We start from the raw sequence: 22,343 nt of genomic DNA on the forward strand, positions 1-22,343 counted from the left end.
GGGCAACCTGGATTCCGCTTGTGCACAGCCTGCCGGGGTTGTGCACACCCCTTGACGCAGCCGCCGGACATTGTCACATTCATCGGTGTCAGCTTACGGATCGTGTCGCACAGGGGACGGACGGTGGATGAACCGGTGAGCGTGCGAGGACTGTCGGGGGCGCGGGAGCGCCGTGTCCGCACGGGCGGCATCGAGCTGTGCGTCGCCGAACTGGGCGACGCCGCGCGGCCGACCGTGATGCTGGTCCACGGCTACCCGGACAGCAAGGAGGTCTGGTCCGAGGTCGCGTCCCGCCTCGCCGAGCGCTTCCACGTCGTGCTGTACGACGTCCGGGGCCACGGCCGCTCCACGGCGCCGAAGCCGCTGCGCGGAGGTTTCACGCTGGAGAAGCTGACGGACGACTTCCTGGCCGTCGCCGACGCGGTGAGCCCGGACCGGCCCGTGCACCTGGTGGGGCACGACTGGGGGTCGGTGCAGGGCTGGGAGTTCGCCACCGTCGAACGCACCAAGGGCCGTATCGCGTCCTTCACCTCCATGTCGGGGCCGTCCCTGGACCACTTCGGCCACTGGATCAAGCGCCGGACGAGCCGCCCCACGCCGCGCAGGGTGGGCCAGTTGGCCGGTCAGGGCGCCAAGTCCTGGTACGTGTACCTGCTCCACACGCCGGTGCTCCCCGAGCTGGCCTGGCGCGGCCCGCTGGGCAAGCTCTGGCCGCGGATTCTGCAGCGGGTCGAGAAGATTCCGGCCGGTGACTACCCGACGGCCTCCCTGCCGCGGGACGCGGCCCGCGGCGCCTGGCTCTACCGGGACAACGTCAGGGCCCGGCTGCGCCGGCCCCGTGCAGACGCCCATGCCCACGTCCCGGTCCAGCTGATCACTCCGACCGGCGACGCGTTCCTCTCCGAGCGGCTCTACGACGACCTCGGCACCTGGGTGCCGCGGCTCACCCGGCGCACGCTGGACGCCAAGCACTGGGTCCCGCGTACCCGGCCCGACCAACTCGCCCTGTGGATATCGGGATTCGTCGACGCCCAGGAGGCGGGGGCCGGCCGGACAGACGGCTCGGCAGCGGCGCTGCCCCGACACGGGCCGTACGGCGAGCGGTTCGGCGACCGCCTCGTCCTGGTGACCGGTGCGGCGAGCGGCATCGGACGTGCCACGGCGCTGGCCTTCGCGAAGGCGGGAGCCCGGGTCGTGGCCGTCGACCGTGACGCGCAGGGCGCCGTGCGGACGGCCGACGCGGCGCGGGTCGCCGGCGCCGCGGCAGCGTGGGCGGAGACGGTGGACGTCAGCGACGAGCAGGCCATGGAGAAGCTCGCGCAGAAGGTCACGACCGAGCACGGGACCGTCGACGTGCTCGTCAACAACGCGGGCGTCGGTCTCTCCGGCCCGTTCCTGGCCACGACGTCCGACGACTGGCGGAAGGTGCTGGACGTCAATCTCTGGGGCGTGATCCACGGCTGCCGTATCTTCGGCAGCCTGATGGCCGGGCGCGGCCAGGGCGGTCACATCGTCAACGTCGCTTCCGCCGCCGCCTATTTGCCGACCCGGACACTGCCCGCGTACAGCACCTCGAAGGCGGCGGTGCTGATGCTCAGCGAATGCCTGCGCGCCGAACTGGCCGGCCGGGACATCGGTGTCACCGCGATCTGCCCGGGCGTCGTCAACACCAACATCACCGCCACCGCCCGCTTCGCCGGGGTGGACGAGATGGAGGAGAAGCGCCGCCAGAAGAAGACGGCCCGGCTGTACGGCCTGCGCAACTACCCTCCGGAGAAGGTCGCGGAGGCGATCCTGCGGGCAGTCGTACGGAACCAGGCGGTCGTGCCGGTCACCCCCGAGTCACACGGCGCTCGTCTCCTGTCCCGCCTCGCTCCCGGCGTGCTGCGGGCGTTCGCCAGGATCGAGCCGAGGCTGTGAGCCCTGCGGCCGACCGTCGTTGAGGGAGTGGAGAGGAGCGGAGGGGAACGTGTCGGAGCAGCCGGCGGCCGAGTACCGGATCGAGGACCTGGCGCACCACAGCGGCGCCACGGTCCGTACGATCCGCGCCTATCAGGACCGCGGGCTGCTGCCCAGGCCCGAGCGGCGCGGACGTTCCAACGTGTACGGCACCGCCCATCTCACCCGGCTGCGGCAGATCGCGGACCTGCTCGACCGCGGTTACACCCTCGCGTCGATCAAGGAGCTTCTGGAGGCCTGGGACACGGGCCGTGGGCTCGGCGGAGTGCTCGGCCTGGTCGCAGAGGTGCAGGGCCCGTGGACCGACGAGAAGGCCGACCGGATCTCCCGGCGGGAGTTGGAGCACAGATTCGGCGGGGCGAGGGACGAGGACGCCGTCGCGGAGGCGGTGGAGCTCGGCGTGCTGGAGCCCGTTCCCGGGGAGGAGGACACCTTCCTGGTGCCCAGTCCCCAGGAGCTGGCGGCGGCAGGGGAGTTGCATGCCGCCGGTGTTCCACTGAGCGCGATCACCGGGCACCTCAGGGAGGTTCGGCAGCAGGTCGAGCACATCGCCTCCCGCTTCCTGGAGTTCACGACGGAGCATGTGTTCGCCCGCTTCCTGGAGAACGGCCCTCCGGACGACGCCGACGCGGCGGAGGCGGCGGCGCTCGTGCGGCGTCTGCGGCCCCTCGCGCAGCAGACGGTGGACGCGGAACTGGCACGCGCCATGCGGACGTTCGCCACCCGCCATCTGCAGCAGCACCTCCTGCCGGAGGGGCGGGCGCAGGTGGCGGAGGGGCCTGTCGCGGTGGCACTGCCACGGGAGACGACCGAGGCCGTGGGACGCCTCGTTGGCGAGGACAACGTCGCCGCCTTCGTTCACGCAGCGGTCCAACGAGAGCTGCACAGCCGGGCTTTGGACTCCCTGACCACAAAGCGCAATGAACCGGGGCGAATTAACCAATTGGGCTGATCTCACACGGTCGTTGTCCACAGAAGCGTCAATTTTCCTGTGGATAACCGAAGTTGACTGTGGATCAAACATCCGGGACAGAATTATTTGAGTGGCGTCGCAGAGGTCCGGCCGGACACGCTGGCCGCATGAACGCAAGGACCGACCACCAACCCCCCGACGAGAGACGCACCGTCAAGGTCTCGAAGTACCTCTCCAAGCATCTGCGCCACAGCCCCGACCGCATCGGCGTCACCCTCGACGCCAACGGCTGGGTGGAGATCGACGCGCTGATGCGTGCGGCGGCCGAGCACGGCTTCCGCTTCACCCGCTCCGAGCTGGAGCACGTCGTGGCCGCCAACGACAAGCGGCGTTTCACGATCGACGGCACCCGCATCCGCGCCAACCAGGGGCACACCGTCGGCATCGACCTCGGCCTGCCCCCCGCCGAGCCGCCCGAGTACCTGTACCACGGGACCGTCGCACGCAGTCTCGACGCCATCCGCTCCGAGGGCCTGCGCCGCATGGCCCGCCACGACGTCCATCTGTCACCCGACCGCGAGACGGCGACACGCGTCGGCGCCCGCCGCGGACGCCCCGTCGTCCTGTCCGTGCACGCGGGCGAACTGCACCGGGCGGGCCACGTCTTCCGGGTGAGCGCCAACGGCGTCTGGCTCACCACCTCCGTACCGCCGCGGTTCATCCGGTTCCCGGACGCCCGGCATCCCTGAGGGCCCCCCGGCCGGCCGTCAGCCGCCCAGCTGAACCAGGGCCTCGGTCGCGATCCGCTCGAAGACCGCCTGGTCGGCGGCGAAATCCGAGTCCGGGATCGGCGCGTGGACGACGATCTCGGTGAACCCGAGGTCGAAGTGCCGGCCCGCGAAGTCCACGAAGGCGTCCAGCGACTCCAGCGGACGGCCCCGCTCAGGCGTGAAGCCGGTGAGCAGCACCTTGTCGAGTTCGGCCACGTTCCGGCCGCTGTCGGCACACGCCTTGGCCAGCTTGTCCATCTGCCCGCGCAGGGCCTCGTGCGACTGCTCGGCAGTGCCCGTCTCGAACAGCTTCGGGTCACCGGTGGTCACCCACGCCTGCCCGTACCGCGCCGCGAGCTTCAGCCCGCGAGGGCCGGTCGCGGCGACGGCGAACGGCAGCCGCGGCCGCTGCACGCACCCGGGGATGTTCCGCGCCTCCACCGCCGAGTAAAAAGTGCCCTCGTGCGTCACGGAGTCCTCGGTCAGCAGCCGGTCGAGCAGCGGCACGAACTCGGCGAGGCGGTCCGCCCGTTCCCGCGGCGTCCACGGCTCCTGACCCAGTGCGGTGGCGTCGAAACCCGTGCCGCCCGCGCCGATGCCCAGCGTGAACCGCCCGCCGGAGACGTCGTCCAGCGAGATCAGATCCTTGGCCAGCGTCACCGGATGCCGGAAGTTGGGCGAGGTGACCAGCGTGCCGAGCCGCAGCCGCCCGGTCGCCGCGGCGGCAGCCGTGAGCGTCGGAACCGCGCCGTACCAGGGGCCGTCGCGGAAGGTCCGCCACGACAGGTGGTCGTACGTGTACGCGGTGTGGAAGCCGAGCTGCTCGGCTCGCACCCACTCGTCGCGGCCGCCGCTGTGCCAGGGGCGGACGGGAAGTATCACAGTGCTCAGACGCATGCCGTCGAGCGTACGCGGCGGATCAGCTCCCGAGCACCTACTCAGATGTGCGCCCTCCCGCACGCCCGTGCACCCGGTACGGGAGAATGGCTCCGTGACCTCAGCTATCGATCCCCGCCACCTGCCCGCCACCCCGCCCCGGCTGATCGCCACCGACCTCGACGGCACGCTGCTGCGGGACGACAAGTCGGTCTCCGACCGGACGATCGCCGCACTCGCCGCCGCGGAGGCGGCCGGGATCGAGGTCTTCTTCGTCACCGGCAGGCCGGCCCGCTGGATGGACGTCGTCAGCGACCACGTCCACGGCCACGGCCTCGCGATCTGCGCGAACGGCGCCGCGGTGGTCGACCTGCACGCCGGCGGCAGAATACTGGAGGTCCGCGAGCTGCCCCGGACGACCGCGATGAACGTCGTACGGACACTGCGCGCCACCGCTCCCGGCACTTCGTTCGCGGTCGAGCTGTCCACCGGCATCCACTACGAGCCCGACTATCCGCCCTTCCATCTCGACCCGGGGGCCACCGTCGCCACGGCCGAGAAGCTCCTCCACGAGGGGGAGCCGGGCGAGGGCGCTCCGGTGATCAAACTGCTCGCCCACCACGCCGAGATGACGCCCGACGGCTTCCTCACCCTGGCCCGTACGGCCGCGGGCGAGCTGGCGTCGTTCACCCGTTCCAGCCCGACGGCGCTCCTGGAGGTCAGCGGCCTGGGTGTGAGCAAGGCGAGCACCCTCGCACTGTGCTGCGCGCAGCGCGGGATCTCCTCCGACGAGGTGGTCGCCTTCGGCGACATGCCGAACGACGTCGAGATGCTGACCTGGGCCGGCACGTCCTACGCGATGGGCAACGCGCACCCGGACGTGGTCGCCGCCGCGTCCGGGCGGACGGTCGCCAACAACGACGACGGGGTCGCGGTGGTCATCGAGCAGATCCTGGCCCGCCACGCGGAGCAGCGGCGGTCCTGAGGCACGGCTGCCGGACCGGGGGAGGGCGGCTCAGAGCTCCACGCCCCGCTCACGCAGCCAGGCCGCCGGGTCGACCCCCGACCCCAGATGCGGCGTGAGCCGCACCTCGAAGTGCAGGTGCGGCCCCGTCGAGTTGCCCGTCGTGCCCGCCTGGCCGATCCACTGACCGGCGGCCACTTTCTCGCCCTGGTCGACGGTGACGCCCGCCAGGTGCGCGTACTGCGAGTAGTAGCCGTCGGGGTGCCGCACCAGGACCTCGATGCCGAAGCCCCCGCCGCAGGAGACGGAGACGATCCGGCCCGCTCCGACGGAGCGCACGGGGGCGCCGATGTCCACGGCGAAGTCCTGGCCCGTGTGGCGGCGCGCCCACCGCTCACCCGTGCTGGCGAAACCGGCGGACAGGGTGTAGTCCTCCACGGGCGCCACCCACTTCGGCCCCTTCGGCGGGCCGCCCGGCTGCTCCAGCCGCACGGCTCCGGCGCACGTGCCCGCGGCCGCGCTGCGGTCCGCCTGGGCCTGCAGCTTCCACTGCGCCGTCTCCAGCTTGGTCTCGATACCCCGCCTGACCGCTGCCAGCCGGCTGTTGCGCACGGCGAGGTCGTTCCACGCGGCCCGGGCGTCGCGCTCCGCGGCGGTGAGCTGCCGCTCCGCCGCCCGCTCCTGGTCGAGCAGCCGGCTCACGGCCTTCTCGGCCCGGTCGGCGACGCGGTAGCCGCGCAGCAGCGCGTCCGGGTCGTCCGCGAGCAGCAGTCGGCCGGTGAGGGCGAGCGAACCGCCGGTGCGGTACTGCTCGCGCGCGACGCCGCCGATGGTGTCGTGGACGGCGGCGAGGCGCTCGCGCTGCCGCACCAGTCTGTCCTGGAGCCGGCCCGCCTCGATCCGCTGCCGGTCGGCGGCGCGCCTGCCGCGCTCGTACCGCTCGGTCGCCCTGGCCGCCTCCGCGTAGAGCCGGGCCACTTCGGCGCTCGCGGGCGGCGCCGGGCCGTCGTGCGCCGTCTCCGCACCGGCCGGCGGGGCAGGGCCGTCGCGTGCCACGGCGGACTGGACCGGTGTGCCGAGGAGCGCGCACAGCATCACCGGGACGATCACCAACCGGTCGCGGTGTCTCAAGCACATGCCCCGGATCGTCGCCCCGAGGCGGCCGGATCCCCGGGACCGCTGCGGTGTCGTAGGGCCGACTGGCCCAGCCACAGCCGCACCGCGGGCGACAACCGCCCACGGGCGAGCCCGTCCGGATCAGGCCGTACGGGCGCCCCGGGCCAGGAAGCGGGCGCCCTTGATCCCCGGAACGGCTGCGGGACGGCGGGCATTGACCCCCGGAACGGCTCGCGGTCGGTGCCGACTCCGGGAGCCGGCTCCGGCCCCGTAACGGCTCGCGGTCGGCGCCGGAGCGGCGTCAGGGCGTACGGGGACGGGGCGCGGCCCGCAGCGGGACCTCCCACGTCACCGTGGTGCCCGCCCCGTCCGGGCCGATGCCGGCGCCGCTGCCGCTCGACCCGCCGAGCGACTCCGCCCGCCGGGCGAGGTTCCGCAGCCCGCTGCGCCGCCCACCCGCCGGCAGGCCGACCCCGTCGTCCCCGACCGTCAGCCGTACGCCCGCCATGCCGTCGGGAAGTTCGACGGTGACGTCGACGACGACCTCGATCCGAGAGGCCGCCGCGTGCCGGAAGGCGTTGGACAGGGCTTCGCGCAACGCCGCGATCAGGTTCTTCCCGGCGAGTTCACCGACCGCGGTGTCGACCGGGCCGACAAAGCGGTGGACCGGCCGGAACCCGAGGGGCACGGACGCCGTGTTGATCTCCCGCAGCACCTGGGTGCGCAGGTCGGAGGGCACCTGCACATCCGTGCCGTGGTCCAGGGCGAAGACGGCCGTGCGGATTTCCTGGATGGTCACGTCGAGTTCGTCGACCGCCCGGCCGACCCCGTCACGTACCGCCGGGTCCACGGACCCGCGCTGGGCGCTCTCCAGCAACACGCCCGCGGCGAACAGCCGTTGGACGACGAGATCGTGCAGGTCCCGTGCGATGCGGTCCCGGTCCTCGAGGACGACCAGCCGCTCCCGGTCGCGCTGGGCCTCCGCCATCGTCAGCGCCAGCGCCGCCTGCGAGGCGAACTGCCTGGCCAGGGCGCGTTCCGCCACGGTGAACGGGGCCGCCCCGGCCTCCCGCGGGGTCGCGAGCGCTCCCAGCACCCGCCCGCCGCTCTGCAGCGGCAGCATCATGGTCGGCCCGTACGGGGTCGCCACGCGGGTGAGCATGCGCGGGTCGGTGGCCGCGTCCGTGGCGAACACCGCCTCGCCCGCCAGCAGCCGGGCGACGACCGGACTGTCGGCCGGGACCACGACGCCCAGCGAGGCGGCCGGCCGGTCCGCGGAGACGGCGACGACCTCGAGTCCGCCGGTCTCGGTGGTGAGCAGCACGATGCCGGCGGCCGACTCGGCGAGGCGGCGGGCCTGTTCGGCGACGACAAAGAGCGCTTCGTCCGCGTCGGCGCCGGAGAGCAGCGCGGTGGTGACGGCCACCGAGCCGTCGATCCACCGCTCGCGGCGGCGGGCGGCCTCGTACAGCCGGGCGTTGCCGATGGCGGTCCCCGCCTCTGCGGCGAGCAGCCTCACCACATGCAGATCGTCGAGGCCGAACGCGTCGCCGCCGGTCTTCTCCGCCAGGTAGAGATTGCCGAAGACCTCGTCCTGGACCCGGATGGGGACGCCGAGGAAAGAACGCGTCCGCGGGTGTTCCGGCGGGAATCCGGTGGCGCGCGGATCGGTCGTCAGATCGGTGAGCCGCACCGGCGCCGGCTCGCGGATCAGCGACCCGGGCAGCCCTCGCCGCCCGTCAGGCCGGTGCCCGATACGCCGTACGGTCTCGTCGTCCGCGCCGCAGGTCACGAAGTCGGACAGGCCCTGGCCCTCGGCGTCGACGACGCCGATCGCGGCGTAGCGCGCGCCCGCCAGCTCCGCGGCGGTGCGGCAGATCCGATCGAGCGTCGCGTGCAGTTCCAGCCCGGTGCCGACCGAGCGCATGGCCTCCAGCAGCTGCGGCACCCGCGCGGTGACCTCCGCTGACAGGCCCGGGAGGGTGCGGGCCGCCCGACCCGCGGCGTCGGGCGTGCCCTTCAGTTCCGACCGTTCCGACGGTTCCGACGAGGTCATGCCCCGAGACTAATGAGTCCCCTTTGTCAGGGAAAGTCGGGTTTCGACGCCGTCCGTGGCCTGCTCCCGCTCCAGCATCGCCCGGAAGGGACCGTCGACCACGGCGAGATCCTCGTACGGCCCGCGCTGCACGACCCGGCCGGCCTCCAGCACGACCACCTCGTCGACCGCCGCCAGGCCGCGCAGACGGTGTGCGATCAGCACGGTCGCGGGCGGCTCACCGGTCGCGGGGCGCGTGCCCGTGTCCGCCACCGGGCTCTCGGTCGCCGCCAGCAGGTCGGCGGTGAGAGCGTCGGCCGTCGCCAGGTCGAGGTGTTCGGCGGGCTCGTCCAGCACGAGCACCGGAAAGGCCGCCAGGAGCGCGCGTGCCAGGGCGAGCCGCTGGCGCTGGCCGCCGGACAGCCGGGTGCCGTGCTCGCCGACGAGCGTGTCGAGCCCGTCGGGCAGGGAGTCGGCCCAGTCCAGCAGGCGCGCGCCGGCGAGCGCCCGCCTCAGCTCGTCCTCCGTCGCGTCCGTGCGGGCCAGCCGCAGGTTCTCCCGTACGGAACTGTCGAAGAGGTGCGCGTCCTGGGCGCAGAGCCCCACGTACCGCCGCACCGCGTCGCCCTCCAGCGACGCCGCGGGGACACCGCCGATGGTGTACGTCCCGGCTCCGGCGTCCAGGAAACGCAGCAGCACCTGTGCCAGCGTCGTCTTGCCGGAGCCGGAGACGCCGACGACAGCGACCCGCCTGCCCGCGGTCAGGGTCAGGTCGAAGCCGCTCAGCGCGTCCCGCTCCTGGTCCGCGTACCGTGCGCCGATGCCGTGCAGCACCAGCGGGAAGGCGGTGGCCGGCGGGGGGAGCGGGCGGTCCGGCTCCTGTACGGGGACGGGCGCGTCGAGGATCTCGTGCACCCGCTCGGCGCTGCGCACGACACGGCGCCGGTACTGCACGGCGAGCGGCAGGGCCGACACGGCTTCGAAGGCGGCGAGCGGCGTGAGCACGACGACCGCCAGGCAGACGCCGTCGAGACGCCCCTCCGAGACCGCGCGCACACCGACCGCCGCGGCGCCCACCACGGTCAGTCCGCAGACAAGGGCGGAGAGCCCGCCGCCGAGTGCCGTGGCGGCGGCCTGCCGGGCGGCGATGCGGGTCAGCGTCCGGTCCGCGTCCCGCGTCGACGCGAGGCGCCGCGGGAGGGCTCCGGCGACGGTCAGTTCCGCCGTGCCGCGCAGCAGATCGACGACCCTGGTGGCCAGAGTCCCGCGCGCGGGGGCCAGTTGCTGCTCCGCACGCCGGGCGAACGCCCCGCCGGCGAGCGGTACGCCGACTCCCGCCACGAGCAGGCCCACGGCGAGGACCGCGCCGGCCTCGGGCAGCAGCCAGGCCGTGAACCCGACGGCTCCGGTGCCGACGAGCACGGCGGTGGCTGCGGGCAGCATCCAGCGGAGCCAGTAGTCCTGGAGGGTGTCCACATCGGCGACCAGCCGGGACAGCAGGTCACCGCGCCGGGTCCGGCCGAGCCCGGCCGGGGCGATCCGCTCGAGCCTGGCGTAGACGGCGACCCGCAGTTCGGCGAGCATCCGCAGGACGGCGTCGTGGGAGACGAGGCGCTCCGCGTACCGGAAGACCGCCCGTCCGATACCGAAGGCCCTGGTCGCCGTCACCGCCACCATCAGATGGAGGACCGGCGGCTGTTCGGACGCGCGGGAGATGAGCCATCCGGACACGGCCATGAGCCCGACGGCGGAGCCGAGGGCCAGGCTGCCGAGCAGCAGGGCCAGTGCGAGACGGCCGCGCAGTTGGCGGGCGGCAGCCCGCACCCGCACCAGCGGCGGCCGGCCCTTCGCGCCCGGCGACGCCTGCGGCGCGGTGAGCCCGACGCCCGCGGCGCCTGCAAACGCGCTGGGCCGCCCCGCCCCAACGGCGCCTGCCCGTACGGTGGATGCCACGGGCGCCGGCGCCGTACGGGAGAGGGTGACGACCCGGTCCGCCACCGCCAGGAGGGCCGGACGGTGCACGACCAGCAGCACCGTCCGTCCCCGCGCCAGCCGGCCCACCGCCTCGACGATTCCTTCCTCGGTGGCACCGTCCAGCGCGGCTGTCGGCTCGTCGAGGAGCAGCAGCGGCCGGTCCGCGAGGAACGCCCTGGCCAGCGCCAGCCGTTGCCGCTGCCCCGCCGAGAGACCCGCGCCGTCCTCCCCGATCTCCGTGTCCGGCCCCAGCGGGAGTTCGGAGACGAAGTCGTACGCCCCCGCCTCCCGCAGCGCCGCCCGGACCGCCGCGTCGTCCGCGTCCGGCCGCGCCAGCAGTACGTTCTCGGCGATCGTGCCGGCGAAGAGATACGGTCTCTGCGGCACCCAGGCGATCTGCTCCCGCCACCGCTCCATGTCCAGATCGGCGAGATCCGCCCCGCCGACCCGCACCCGCCCCTCCACCGGTGTCGCGAAGCCCAGCAGGACGTCGAGGAGCGTGGACTTGCCGACGCCGCTCTCCCCCACGAGGGCGACCGTCTCCCCCGGCGCCACCACCAGTGAGGCGCTCTCCAGCGACGCTTCGCCGCGGCGCTCATGGCGGACCGTCACCGCGTCGATCTCCAGCCGCAGCGTGCCCGGGACGGGGGCGCCCCCCGATCGACGGGGTGCGGTTTCCAGCACCTCGAAGATCTCCTCCGCCGCCGAGAGCCCCTCGGCGGCGGCGTGGAACTGGGCCCCCACCTGCCGGATCGGCAGATACGCCTCGGGGGCGAGGATGAGGATCACGAGCCCCGTGTACAGATCCAGGTCGCCGTGGACCAGACGCATTCCGATGCCGACGGCGACGAGGGCGACCGACAGCGTCGACAGGAGCTCCAGCGCGAACGACGAGAGGAACGCGATCCGCAGGGTGCGCAGGGTCGCCTGCCGGTACTGGGTGGTGATGGTCCGGATCGACTCGGCCTGCGCCTTCGCCCGGCCGAACACCTTCAGTGTCGGCAGTCCGGCGACCACGTCGAGGAAGTGGCCGGACAGCCGGGACAGCAGCCGCCACTGCCGGTCCATGCTCGTCCGCGTGGCCCAGCCGATCAGCACCATGAAGAGCGGGATCAGCGGCAGGGTCACCACGATGACCGCTGCCGAGACCCAGTCCTCCGTCACGATCCGCGCGAGCACCGCGACCGGCACCACGACCGCGAGTCCGAGCTGGGGCAGGTACCGCGCGAAGTAGTCGTCCAGCGCGTCGACACCACGGGTGGCGAGCGCGACGAGCGATCCGGTGGTCTGCCCGCTCAGCCGGCCCGGCCCCAGCTCGGCGGCCCGGTCCAGCAGCCGGCGCCGGAGCTCGGACTTCACCGCGGCGCTCGCCCGGTGCGCGGCCAGCTCGGTCAGCCAGGAGACGACCGCCCGGCCGACCGCCACCACGGCCAGCAGCGCCAAGGGGATGGTGAGATCGGAGGCGGACAGCCCCCGCTGGAACGCTCCCACCACCACCTCGGCGATGAGCATGGCCTGTGCGACGACCAAGGCCGCTCCGACGGCCCCGAGCACCACCACCGCGGCCAGGAAACCCCGGGTGGCACGTGCGTAGCGGAGCAGACGCGGATCGATCGGTTTCACGTGAAACATCCCCCGCTAGTGGGCGTCGGCGATGTGCTGGGTGCCGATCCGCTTACGGAAGACCCAGTACGTCCAGCCCTGGTAGAGCAGCACCAGCGGTGTGGCGACCGCCGCCAGCCAGGTCATGATCCTCAGCGTGTACGGGCTCGACGAGGCGTTGGTGACCGTCAGGCTCCAGGCGCTGTCGAGCGTGGACGGCATGACGTCCGGGAAGAGCGCCAGGAAGAACATCGCCACCGAGGTGGCGATGGTGACGCCCGAGAGGCCGAACGACCAGCCCTCCCGGCCCGCCTTGACGGCTCCGACCGCTCCCGCCAGCGCCGCCACCGCGACGACCAGCGCCACCAGGCTCTTGCCGTCGCCGCGCGACATCTGGGTCCACCCGAGGAAGCCGACCGCGGGGACCATGGTCAGCAGCCCCAGCTTCACCGCCATGGCCCTGGCCCGGGCCCTGATGTCCCCCAGCGTCTTCAGCGCCGCGAAGACCGCGCCGTGAAAGGTGAAGAGGGCGAGTGTCACCACTCCGCCGAGCAGTGCGTACGGGTTGAGCAGATCGACCAGGCCGCCGACGTACTCCTTGTCCGCGTCGATCTTCACGCCGCGCACGATGTTGCCGAAGGCGACGCCCCACAGAAACGCCGGCAGCAGCGAGGTCCAGAAGATCGCGTGCTCCCAGTTGGTCTGCCAGCGCTCCTCCGACCGCTTGTGCCGGTACTCGAACGCGACGCCGCGCACGATCAGGCAGACCAGGATGAGCAGCAGCGGGAGGTAGAAGCCCGAGAACAGCGTGGCGTACCACTCGGGAAAGGCGGCGAACGTCGCACCGCCCGCCGTGAGCAGCCACACCTCGTTGCCGTCCCAGACGGGACCGATGGTGTTGATCAGCACACGCCGCTCGGTGCGGTCCCTCGCCAGCAGTTTGGTGAGGACGCCGATGCCGAAGTCGAAGCCCTCCAGGAAGAAGTAGCCGATCCACAGGACGGCGATGAGTACGAACCAGACGTTGTGGAGTTCCATGCCTCAGCAGCTCCTCACGGGCCTCAGTAGGAGAAGGCCATCGGCCGGTCGGCGTCACGGTCGTCGCCGCCGATCTTGGTGGGCGGGGCGAGGTCGGCCTCCGTCAGTTCGGGCGGTCCCGCCTTGACGTACTTCACGAGCAGCCTGACCTCGATCACGGCGAGCACCGCGTAGAGCAGCGTGAAGACGGTCATCGAGACGAGGACCTCGCCCTGCGAGACACCGGGGGAGACGGCGTCACGGGTGCGTAGCACGCCGTAGACGACCCACGGCTGCCGCCCCATCTCGGTGAAGATCCAGCCCCAGGAGTTGGCGATCAGCGGGAAGGCCATCGTCCACAGCGCGATCAGCCAGTACCACCTGCCCAGCCGGGGGCTGAGCGCCTTGTTCCTGAACAGCACCAGATTCGGCACCTCGTCCTCACCGGTCCGCAGCGCGGGAGGCAACAGGAACTTGCGCCGGGTCAGCCAGAGTCCGATCAGACCGATGGTCAGCGACGCCATGCCGAAGCCGATCATCCAGCGGAAACCCCAGTAGGCGACGGGGATGTTGGGCCGGTAGTCACCGGGGCCGTACGTCTCCTGGAGCTGTTCGTTGACGTCGTTGATGCCGGGGACGTACGAGTCGAAGTCGCTGTGCGCCAGGAACGACAGCAGGCCGGGGACCTCGACGGCGACCTTGTTGTGCCCCTTGTCGACGTCGCCGTAGGCGAAGACGGAGAACGGCGCGGGCGCCTCCCCGTCCCACAGGGCCTCGGCGGCCGCCATCTTCATGGGCTGCTGCTCGTACATCACCTTGCCGAGCAGGTCGCCGCTGACCGCGGTCATGAGCCCCGCGACGGCGACGGTGACCAGACCGACCCGCAGCGAGGTCCGCATCACCGGAACATGCTTCCTGCGCGCCAGGTGGAAGGCAGCGATACCCGCCATGAAGGCGCCACCGACCAGGAAGGCCGCCGTCATGGTGTGGAAGAACTGGGTGAGCGCCGTGTTCTGGGTCAGTACCAGCCAGAAGTCGGTGAGCTCGGCCCGGCCGCGCTCCTCGTTGATCCGGTAGCCGACCGGGTGCTGCATCCAGGAGTTGGCCGCCAGGATGAAGTAGGCGGAGAGGACGGTGCCGATCGAGACCATCCAGATGCAGGCCAGGTGGATCTTCTGCGGCAGCTTGTCCCAGCCGAAGATCCACAGCCCGATGAAGGTGGACTCGAAGAAGAAGGCGATCAGCGCCTCGAAGGCGAGCGGTGCGCCGAAGACGTCGCCGACGAACCGGGAGTAGTCGGACCAGTTCATGCCGAACTGGAACTCCTGCACGATGCCCGTGACCACGCCCATGGCGATGTTGATCAGGAAGAGTTTGCCCCAGAACTTGGTGGCCCTGAGGTACTTCTCCTTGCCCGTCCGCACCCAGGCGGTCTGCAGGCCGGCGGTGAGCGCGGCGAGCGAGATCGTGAGGGGTACGAACAGGAAGTGGTAGACGGTGGTGATGCCGAACTGCCATCGCGCCAAGGTCTCGGGCGCCAGAGCGAGGTCCACGTCGTCTCTCCTTACGTCGCCGCGGTCGAGCGGCAGCCGGCCCTTCCCTTTCCACTGATTCCAGGAGGAACCGGGGCGTGCTTGTGAACGCGTTCACATTCACAAGCATTATGGCGCATACGAAATCCGCACCTTCGATCGGGGGGTCACCCTCGCGGGACCCTTCCCAAGAACTTCAACATATTGTTGAATTTCGGCTATGCAGATACGCGTCTCATGGCCGACCGGACACCTGACCGCCACCATCGAGGAAACCCCCACGAGCAAGGCGCTCATGGGGGTTCTGCCGTTCTCCGCGACCGCGCAGACCTGGGGAGAGGAGGTCTACTTCCCCACCCCGGTCAGCGTCGCCCCGGAGCCGGGCGCCCGCCAGGTGGTGGAGCCCGGCACCGTCGTCTTCTGGACCGACGGCGACGCCCTCGCCCTCCCGTACGGACCGACGCCCATCTCGCGCGGCGACGAGTGCCGCCTCGCCGGCCCGTGCAACCTGCTCGGCCGCATCGACGGCGACCCCCGCCTGCCGGCGAGCATCCGCCCCGGCGACCCGCTCAGGGTCGAGCTGGTCGAACCGGCCGAGGGGGCGTAGGCCCGACCAGCCGCAGGCCCCTAGAAGCTCTTGCGGAACGTCTCGGCTGTGTGCAGGAACACATCGTTCGCCTCGCACTCGCCGATCGTCACCCGCACCCCCTCACCCGCGAACGGCCGGACCACGACGCCGGCCTTCTCGCATGCCGCGGCGAAGTCGAGCGTGCGCTCGCCGAGGCGCAGCCAGACGAAGTTCGCCTGCGTCTGCGGCACCGTCCAGCCCTGCTCCACAAGAGCGTGGTGGACCCGCGCGCGCTCGGTGACCAGGGACCCGACCCGGCCGAGCAGCTCGTCCTCGGCGCGCAGCGAGGCGACCGCCGCGTCCTGCGCCAGCTGCGTGACACCGAACGGCACGGCCGTCTTGCGCAGCGCCGCGGCGACCGGCTCGTGGGCGACCGCGAAGCCGACCCGCAGCCCGGCCAGGCCGTACGCCTTGGAGAAGGTGCGCAGCACCGCCACGTTCGGCCGGTCCCGGTAGATCTCGAGCCCGTCGGGGACGTCGGCGTCACGGATGAACTCCCGGTACGCCTCGTCCAGCACCACCAGCACGTCGGAGGGCACCCGGTCCAGGAACCTCTCCAGCTCGGCGCGGCGCACCACCGTGCCGGTCGGGTTGTTGGGGTTGCACACGAAGATCAGCCGCGTCCGGTCGGTGATGGCGTCCGCCATGGCGTCGAGGTCGTGCACCTCCCCCTCGGTCAGCGGGACCTTCACCGACGTCGCGCCGCTGATCTGCGTGATGATCGGGTACGCCTCGAAGGAGCGCCAGGCGTAGATCACCTCGTCGCCGGGGCCGGAGGTGGACTGCAGCAGCGACTGCGCCACGCCCACGGAGCCGGTGCCGGTGGCCAGATGGGTCACCGGCACCCCGAACCGGTCCGCGAGCTCGTTCATGAGGCCGGTGCAGGCCATGTCGGGGTAGCGGTTGAAGCTCTGCGCCGCGGCCATGGCGCTCTCCATCACACCGGGCAGCGGCGGATACGGGTTCTCGTTGGAGGACAGCTTGTACGCCACCGGGCCGCCGGCCGCCGCCGGCTTGCCCGGCTTGTACGTGGGGATGCCGTCCAGCTCGGCGCGCAGCTTGGGGCTCGTCTCGCTCACCGCAGGTCCTCCTCGACCGTCCGTGCACATCGGTACCGCTCAACCAATACTGCTCACCTTATGAGGATTCGCCTCTGCTGCGAATGGCCGGACACCAAGGACCCCCGCCGGACCCGACGGGAAGCGGGGCGAAGGGCGCAATACGGGGGGAGCGCCGGACGCCATGGCGCGCGCCGGTGGCTCGCGCCGTGGCGCGCGTCACCCGTAATGGTGAGTTGAGACCTCTTCGAGACATGGCCCCCTCGCCAGGCATCAGCGGCCCAGTACCGGATACTCGACGCCCCGAGGGCTCAACTCCCTTTGCTTACAAGGAAATAGGGGCTTAATGATCATGCAGAAACGTGCCTGTCAACGCGTGCATATGCGACCGGTAGTACCCCCTGTGCGAGCCCTACTATCGGCACGCCATGACAGCAGCAGGGAAGCACCAGGTGAGCCGGACGGACACAACCCGCCGGGGCGGCAGGCAGGGTCGGGCAGGCATCAGAGACGTGGCCGCCGCGGCCGGCGTCTCCATCACGACCGTCTCCGACGCCCTCAACGGAAAGGGCCGGCTCCCGGACGCCACCCGCCGACACGTCCGAGAGGTCGCGGACCGGCTGGGCTACCGCCCGTCAGCCGCGGCCCGCACCCTCCGTACCGGGAAGTCGGGCCTGATCGGCCTGACCGTGACGACATACGGGGATGAACCTTTCACCTTCACGGAGTTCGCGTACTTCGCGGAGATGGCCAGGGCCGCGACCTCGGCCGCTCTCGCCCGCGGCTACGCGCTGGTCATCCTGCCCGCCACCTCCAGACACGACGTCTGGTCGAACGTCGCCCTCGACGGCACCGTCGTCATCGACCCCTCCGACCACGACCCGGTCGTCACCGAACTGGTCCGCCAGGGACTGCCCGTCGTCTCCGACGGCCGCCCCGCAGGCACCCTCCCGGTCACCGCCTGGGTGGACAACGACCACGAAGCCGCCGTACTCGACCTGCTCGACCATCTCGCCGCCGCCGGCGCCCGCCGGATCGGTCTGCTCACCGGCACCACCACCGACACCTACACGCGGCTCTCGACCACGGCCTACCTCCACTGGTGCGAAAGCGTCGGCCAGGACCCCGTCTACGAGTCCTACCCCGCGCACGACCCGTGCGCGGGCGCCGTCGCCGCCGACCGGCTGCTGGCCCGGCCCGACCGGCCGGACGCGGTGTACGGGCTCTTCGACCCCAACGGCACCGATCTGCTCGCCGCCGCCCGCCGCTACGGACTGCGGGTCCCCGACGATCTGCTGCTCGTGTGCTGCAGCGAGTCGACGGTCTACGCCACGACCGAGCCGCCCATCACCACGCTCTCGCTCAAGCCGCGCAGAATCGGCACGGCAGTCGTCCAGTTACTCATCGACGCGATCGAGGGAATCGACAAGGACCTGCCGATCGAGCAGGTGATACCCACGGAACTGATCGTCAGGACGTCGTCGCAGCGCCGCCCCCCGCGGACGACTGTGAGCGCTCCGCGGTCCCCCTCGCAGCCCTAGAGCCCGCTGAGCCGGGGCTCTTGGCCGGGAGAGCCCGACGGACCACGGCACATCCCACGGGCCCGGCCGGGCGGACCGCGGCGGGTCCGCGGAGGCGGCCGGACACGCCCGGACCGTGCCGCACGAGGGAGCGGACCTCCCCAATCGGGACGAAACAACCGGTGAACCGGGGGTGCTCGAGGATTCACCACCCCTGGTGCGTCACACACTGCCTGGCTCATTCCTATGATGGGCGAACGACACCGCGGACCACCCGGACCAGGCTGGGCCGAGAGGTGAACGGCGGCGCGACGGTGGTGGAGGGGTCGATGACTCAGGGGGCCGGTCAAGGACCCGTGGTGCGGACGGCGACGTTGCGCGATTTCCGTGTACCGCCGTACGCGCAGGTTCCCGTGCAGTCGCACACGTCGGGCCCGGTCCCACCGGGCCATCCCGGGAACGCCCTCCCCGAGGGCGAACCACCGGAGGGCTACACCCCCACCGCACGCGATCTGCCCGTCATCGGCCGGGGCGGCCCCGGCGACACGGTCCAGGTGCATGTCGACCCGGCCGACCTGCCCGCGCCCGACGGGCTCGGCCCGCTGTACGTCGTCGGCGACGTCCACGGCTACTTCGACGAGCTGGTGACGGCCCTGACCGCACAGGGCCTCATCGACGCCGAAGGGCGCTGGGCCGCGGGCAATGCCCGGCTCTGGTTCCTCGGGGACTTCACCGACCGGGGCCCCGACGGCATCGGGGTGATCGACCTCGTCATGCGCCTCTCGGCCGAGGCCGCAGCCGCCGGCGGCTACTGCAAGGCCCTGATGGGCAACCACGAACTGCTGCTGCTCGGCGCCAAACGCTTCGGCGACAAGCCCGTCAACTCCGGTGCCGGCACCGCCACCTTCCAGGCTGCCTGGCTTCTCAACGGCGGGCAGAAGGCCGACATGGACCGGCTGCAGGAGGTCCACCTGCAGTGGATGGCCAGGCTCGACGCGATCGTCGAGGAGGACAGCCACCTGCTCCTGCACTCCGACACGACCGCCTACCTCGACTACGGGTCCACCATCGCGGACGTCAACGACACCGTGCACGCGATCCTCACCCGGAACGACGCGGACGAGTGCTGGGACCTGTTCCGCAAGTTCACCAAGCGCTTCGCCTTCCGCGACGACGGCGGCCCGCAGGCGGTCCGGGAACTGCTCGGCGCCTACGGCGGCCGGCGCATCGTCCACGGCCACAGCCCCATTCCGTATCTGCTCGGCGAGGTGGGCACCGAGGACGGCGAGGACGGCGACCGCCCGGTGGTCGAGGGCCCGCACGTATACGCGGACGGGCTGGCGATCGCCATGGACGGCGGCGTGACCATGGCCGGAAAACTCCTTGTCCAGCAGCTCCCGCTGCCCAACTGAGTCAACCCGCGGCAGGCGATTTACGGAAACCCCCTGTCACCCTGTGCCGTAACCGCTCTACCATCGGCGTATCCGTAGCAGACTCTCCTCCGCTTACGCCCAACTGCCCGGGAAACACGGGCCGTCCGGCGGGCGGAGCATCGGGGGATGCACATGAACAGCGCTCCGCACCTGCTGAACGAGGACCGCGCCGAGTACCAGCGTGTCCTCGACGAGGCACTGCGCAACGCCCATGAACGGCCGGACCTCGCCGTGGTGGGTCTGCGCCTCAACACCGAGCAACTGCGCACCATGGCACTGAACGCGACGGCACTGATCACCACCTCCGCCGCCGCCGAGTACGAGCATTACGTGAAGGTGCGCGGCCAGATGCGCGCCCCCAGGGCCGCCACCTCGGTGCGCGGATCCGTCCTGGGGTCCGCGGCCGACGAGACGGCGCAGGGCGGGGCCGGATTCGCCGCGGTCATCGCCGTGCTGGCACCACTCCTCGCGGGAACGGCGGCGGTGATCTTCCTCCTGGTCGGCTACATCCTGAAGATGCTCACCCCCGCCCCGGCCTTCGCCGACTCCCTGCTGACGGCCGGATGGTTCTTCGGTGCCCTGACGGCTGCCGCCATCCTGGTCGCCGCGGTGGGACTGCTGCTGACGGCCCTGCGCAACGGCGCCGCCCAGGTGGCGGACGACAGCCCGGCGGGAGAACTGCCGGACGAGGTGTCGCGAGCCAAGGAGGCCTGGCGCCACGCCCTGCTGGAACGCGGCATCCTGCCCTTCCTGCGGGCCGCCCTCGCCGATCCCAGCGCCGACCCGGCGTCCACACAGCCGCCGCGGCCGGTGAGCCGGATGCCGAAGATGGGATACAGCGGGCCGGACTTCTCCAGCCCCGCGGACGGAGCGGCCACCGGCCGGCGCCCGACGTTCACCAGCCCGGACTTCACCAGCCCCGACTTCGGCGGCCCCGACCACCGCCCGGACTGACCCGGCCCGGCCACGCGAGACGCCGGGCCCGAAGGGCGGCGCCACCGATGTGGCGCCACCCCTCGCGGCATCGCGTCCCCCGACGGTTCAGTCGGCGATCGGCAGATAGACCCGGTTGCCCGCGGCGGCGAACTCCCGTGACTTCTCGGCCATGCCGGCCTCGATCTCCTCCTGGTCGCCGCCGTGCCGGCGGCGGATGTCCTGGGAGATCTTCATCGAGCAGAACTTCGGACCGCACATCGAACAGAAGTGCGCGGTCTTCGCCGGCTCCGCGGGCAGCGTCTCGTCGTGGAACTCCCGTGCCGTGTCCGGGTCGAGAGCCAGGTTGAACTGGTCCTCCCACCGGAATTCGAAGCGGGCGTCGGACAGCGCGTCGTCCCACTCCTGCGCACCCGGGTGCCCCTTGGCGAGGTCCGCCGCGTGGGCAGCGATCTTGTAGGTGATGACGCCGGTCTTCACGTCGTCGCGGTTCGGCAGGCCCAGGTGCTCCTTGGGCGTCACGTAGCAGAGCATCGCCGTGCCCCACCAGGCGATCATCGCCGCACCGATGCCGGAGGTGATGTGGTCGTACGCGGGCGCCACATCGGTGGTCAGCGGGCCGAGCGTGTAGAACGGCGCCTCCTCGCAGATCTCCTGCTGGAGGTCGATGTTCTCCTTGATCTTGTGCATCGGGACGTGGCCCGGGCCCTCGATCATGGTCTGCACGCCCATGCGCTTGGCGACCGTGTTGAGCTCACCGAGCGTCCTGAGCTCCGCGAACTGCGCCTCGTCGTTGGCGTCCGCGATCGACCCGGGCCGCAGGCCGTCGCCGAGGGAGTACGTCACGTCGTAGGCGGCGAGGATCTCGCAGAGCTCCTCGAAGTTCTCGTACAGGAACGACTCCTTGTGGTGCGCCAGGCACCACGCCGCCATGATGGAGCCGCCGCGCGAGACGATGCCGGTCTTGCGGCGGGCCGTCAGCGGCACGTAGCGCAGCAGCACGCCCGCGTGGACGGTCATGTAGTCGACGCCCTGTTCGGCCTGCTCGATGACCGTGTCCTTGTAGACGTCCCAGGTCAGCTCCTCGGCCTTGCCGTCGACCTTCTCCAGCGCCTGGTACAGCGGCACGGTCCCGATCGGCACGGGGGAGTTGCGCAGCACCCACTCGCGGGTGGTGTGGATGTTGCGCCCGGTGGACAGGTCCATGACCGTGTCGGCGCCCCAGCGGGTCGCCCAGGTCATCTTGTCGACCTCCTCCTCGATGGAGGAGGTCACGGCGGAGTTGCCGATGTTGGCGTTGACCTTCACCAGGAACCGCTTGCCGATGATCATCGGCTCGATCTCCGGGTGGTTCACGTTCGCCGGCAGCACGGCCCGGCCGGCCGCGATCTCCTCGCGCACCACCTCGGGGGAGACGTTCTCGCGGATGGCGACGTACTCCATCTCCGGCGTGATCTCGCCCCGGCGCGCGTAGGCGAGCTGGGTCACGGGCCGGCCCTCGCGTCCCCGGCGGGGCTGGCGCGGGCGGCCGGGGAAGACCGCGTCCAGGTTGCGGAGCCCGCCGCGCGGGGACGTGTGCTTGACCCCGTCGTCCTCGGGGCGGACGGGCCGCCCCGCGTACTCCTCGGTGTCGCCGCGGCCGATGATCCAGTTCTCCCGGAGCGGCGGCAGCCCGCGGCGTACGTCCGTGTCGACGTTCGGGTCGGTGTACGGGCCGGACGTGTCGTACAGCGTCACGTCCTTGCCGTTGGTGAGGTGCACCTTGCGTACCGGCACACGGAGGTCGGGGCGTGAGCCCTCGACGTATCCCTTGTGCCAGCCGATGGACTTCCCGGCCTCGTCGTTCTGGTTCGAGGCAGGCGTGCTTGCGTCCGATACGGTCATGAGACCTACTCCCTACGCCGGCATTACCCGGTAACAGGTTCGGCGGTCGGCGCAGCTGTCCCGTACGGATGTACGAAGGTCAGCGCCCTCTCAGCCCGGTGCTCCGAGCTCCCGCGTGTGCAAAGGTGC

General features: G+C 71.6%; 16 protein-coding genes and 1 riboswitch. Of the genes, 8 read left to right on the top strand and 8 right to left on the bottom strand.

Annotated elements, in window-relative coordinates; genetic code table 11:
* Positions 1–135 precede the first annotated feature (135 nt).
* The 3 genes from ACFYOP_RS15705 to ACFYOP_RS15715 all read left to right on the top strand — a co-directional run bounded on the left by ACFYOP_RS15705 (position 136) and on the right by ACFYOP_RS15715 (position 3,621).
* A complete protein-coding gene (locus ACFYOP_RS15705; RefSeq protein ID WP_356893865.1) occupies positions 136–1,920 on the top strand; it encodes an SDR family oxidoreductase in 1,785 nt (594 codons plus the stop codon).
* A 49-nt stretch (positions 1,921–1,969) separates the two neighbouring features.
* A complete protein-coding gene (locus tag ACFYOP_RS15710; protein WP_356893867.1) occupies positions 1,970–2,911 on the top strand; it encodes a MerR family transcriptional regulator in 942 nt (313 codons plus the stop codon).
* Positions 2,912–3,039: 128 nt separating this feature from the next.
* A complete protein-coding gene (locus ACFYOP_RS15715; protein ID WP_356893869.1) occupies positions 3,040–3,621 on the top strand; it encodes an RNA 2'-phosphotransferase in 582 nt (193 codons plus the stop codon).
* Between the two features lie 18 nt (positions 3,622–3,639).
* On the opposite strand, the gene ACFYOP_RS15720 is transcribed toward ACFYOP_RS15715, so the two are convergent.
* Entirely contained in the window at positions 3,640–4,539 is a 900-nt protein-coding gene (locus ACFYOP_RS15720; protein WP_356893871.1) for an LLM class flavin-dependent oxidoreductase, read from the bottom strand.
* A gap of 94 nt (positions 4,540–4,633) precedes the next feature.
* Here ACFYOP_RS15720 and ACFYOP_RS15725 point away from each other — a divergent pair, with 94 nt between their 5' ends.
* Positions 4,634–5,503 (top strand): Cof-type HAD-IIB family hydrolase, encoded by an 870-nt coding sequence (locus ACFYOP_RS15725; protein ID WP_356893873.1) that lies wholly within the window; start codon positions 4,634–4,636, stop codon positions 5,501–5,503.
* A 30-nt stretch (positions 5,504–5,533) separates the two neighbouring features.
* Here the strand turns inward: ACFYOP_RS15725 and ACFYOP_RS15730 are convergent, their stop codons facing one another.
* The 5 genes from ACFYOP_RS15730 to ACFYOP_RS15750 form a co-directional block, all read right to left on the bottom strand.
* Positions 5,534–6,619, bottom strand: coding sequence for a M23 family metallopeptidase (locus ACFYOP_RS15730; RefSeq protein WP_356893875.1), 1,086 nt, complete (start codon positions 6,617–6,619; stop codon positions 5,534–5,536).
* Between the two features lie 280 nt (positions 6,620–6,899).
* Complete coding sequence (locus ACFYOP_RS15735; RefSeq protein WP_356893877.1) at positions 6,900–8,654, bottom strand: GAF domain-containing protein; 1,755 nt, start codon at positions 8,652–8,654, stop codon at positions 6,900–6,902.
* Between the two features lie 9 nt (positions 8,655–8,663).
* Positions 8,664–12,230 carry a thiol reductant ABC exporter subunit CydD gene (gene cydD / locus ACFYOP_RS15740; protein ID WP_356893879.1) on the bottom strand — a complete coding sequence of 1,189 codons (3,567 nt, stop codon included), beginning with the start codon at positions 12,228–12,230 and terminating at the stop codon, positions 8,664–8,666.
* A 15-nt stretch (positions 12,231–12,245) separates the two neighbouring features.
* Entirely contained in the window at positions 12,246–13,247 is a 1,002-nt protein-coding gene (cydB, locus tag ACFYOP_RS15745) for a cytochrome d ubiquinol oxidase subunit II (RefSeq protein ID WP_356893881.1), read from the bottom strand.
* A gap of 23 nt (positions 13,248–13,270) precedes the next feature.
* Complete coding sequence (locus ACFYOP_RS15750; RefSeq protein ID WP_356893883.1) at positions 13,271–14,779, bottom strand: cytochrome ubiquinol oxidase subunit I; 1,509 nt, start codon at positions 14,777–14,779, stop codon at positions 13,271–13,273.
* A 199-nt stretch (positions 14,780–14,978) separates the two neighbouring features.
* Here ACFYOP_RS15750 and ACFYOP_RS15755 point away from each other — a divergent pair, with 199 nt between their 5' ends.
* Entirely contained in the window at positions 14,979–15,365 is a 387-nt protein-coding gene (locus ACFYOP_RS15755; protein WP_356893885.1) for a cyclophilin-like fold protein, read from the top strand.
* Between the two features lie 20 nt (positions 15,366–15,385).
* Here ACFYOP_RS15755 and hisC read toward each other — a convergent pair whose 3' ends face one another.
* Entirely contained in the window at positions 15,386–16,465 is a 1,080-nt protein-coding gene (hisC, locus tag ACFYOP_RS15760; protein ID WP_356893887.1) for a histidinol-phosphate transaminase, read from the bottom strand.
* Positions 16,466–16,872: 407 nt separating this feature from the next.
* Here hisC and ACFYOP_RS15765 point away from each other — a divergent pair, with 407 nt between their 5' ends.
* From ACFYOP_RS15765 to ACFYOP_RS15775, 3 genes are all read left to right on the top strand, one after another.
* Positions 16,873–17,985 (top strand): LacI family DNA-binding transcriptional regulator, encoded by a 1,113-nt coding sequence (locus ACFYOP_RS15765; RefSeq protein WP_356893889.1) that lies wholly within the window; start codon positions 16,873–16,875, stop codon positions 17,983–17,985.
* Between the two features lie 308 nt (positions 17,986–18,293).
* Positions 18,294–19,376, top strand: a complete 1,083-nt coding sequence (locus ACFYOP_RS15770) for a metallophosphoesterase (RefSeq protein ID WP_356893891.1) — start codon at positions 18,294–18,296, stop codon at positions 19,374–19,376.
* A 147-nt stretch (positions 19,377–19,523) separates the two neighbouring features.
* A complete protein-coding gene (locus ACFYOP_RS15775) occupies positions 19,524–20,351 on the top strand; it encodes a hypothetical protein (RefSeq protein ID WP_356893893.1) in 828 nt (275 codons plus the stop codon).
* A gap of 87 nt (positions 20,352–20,438) precedes the next feature.
* Here ACFYOP_RS15775 and thiC read toward each other — a convergent pair whose 3' ends face one another.
* Positions 20,439–22,214 carry a phosphomethylpyrimidine synthase ThiC gene (gene thiC, locus ACFYOP_RS15780; protein ID WP_356893895.1) on the bottom strand — a complete coding sequence of 592 codons (1,776 nt, stop codon included), beginning with the start codon at positions 22,212–22,214 and terminating at the stop codon, positions 20,439–20,441.
* Positions 22,207–22,339, bottom strand: a riboswitch (TPP riboswitch). (Overlaps the previous gene by 8 nt.)
* Positions 22,340–22,343: the final 4 nt, after the last annotated feature.

Source organism: Streptomyces sp. NPDC006294 (genome assembly GCF_042870895.1).
Lineage (GTDB): Bacteria > Actinomycetota > Actinomycetes > Streptomycetales > Streptomycetaceae > Streptomyces.

Excerpts from the sequence above, each read along its gene's own strand:
- ACFYOP_RS15735 (WP_356893877.1), bottom strand. The coding sequence starts at position 8,654 with ATGACCTCGTCGGAACCGTCGGAACGGTCGGAACTGAAGGGCACGCCC.
- ACFYOP_RS15720 (WP_356893871.1), bottom strand. The coding sequence starts at position 4,539 with ATGCGTCTGAGCACTGTGATACTTCCCGTCCGCCCCTGGCACAGCGGC.
- thiC (WP_356893895.1), bottom strand. The coding sequence starts at position 22,214 with ATGACCGTATCGGACGCAAGCACGCCTGCCTCGAACCAGAACGACGAG.
- ACFYOP_RS15755 (WP_356893885.1), top strand. The coding sequence starts at position 14,979 with ATGCAGATACGCGTCTCATGGCCGACCGGACACCTGACCGCCACCATC.
- ACFYOP_RS15715 (WP_356893869.1), top strand. The coding sequence starts at position 3,040 with ATGAACGCAAGGACCGACCACCAACCCCCCGACGAGAGACGCACCGTC.
- ACFYOP_RS15765 (WP_356893889.1), top strand. The coding sequence starts at position 16,873 with ATGACAGCAGCAGGGAAGCACCAGGTGAGCCGGACGGACACAACCCGC.
- cydB (WP_356893881.1), bottom strand. The coding sequence starts at position 13,247 with ATGGAACTCCACAACGTCTGGTTCGTACTCATCGCCGTCCTGTGGATC.
- ACFYOP_RS15770 (WP_356893891.1), top strand. The coding sequence starts at position 18,294 with ATGACTCAGGGGGCCGGTCAAGGACCCGTGGTGCGGACGGCGACGTTG.
- ACFYOP_RS15730 (WP_356893875.1), bottom strand. The coding sequence starts at position 6,619 with ATGTGCTTGAGACACCGCGACCGGTTGGTGATCGTCCCGGTGATGCTG.
- ACFYOP_RS15775 (WP_356893893.1), top strand. The coding sequence starts at position 19,524 with ATGCACATGAACAGCGCTCCGCACCTGCTGAACGAGGACCGCGCCGAG.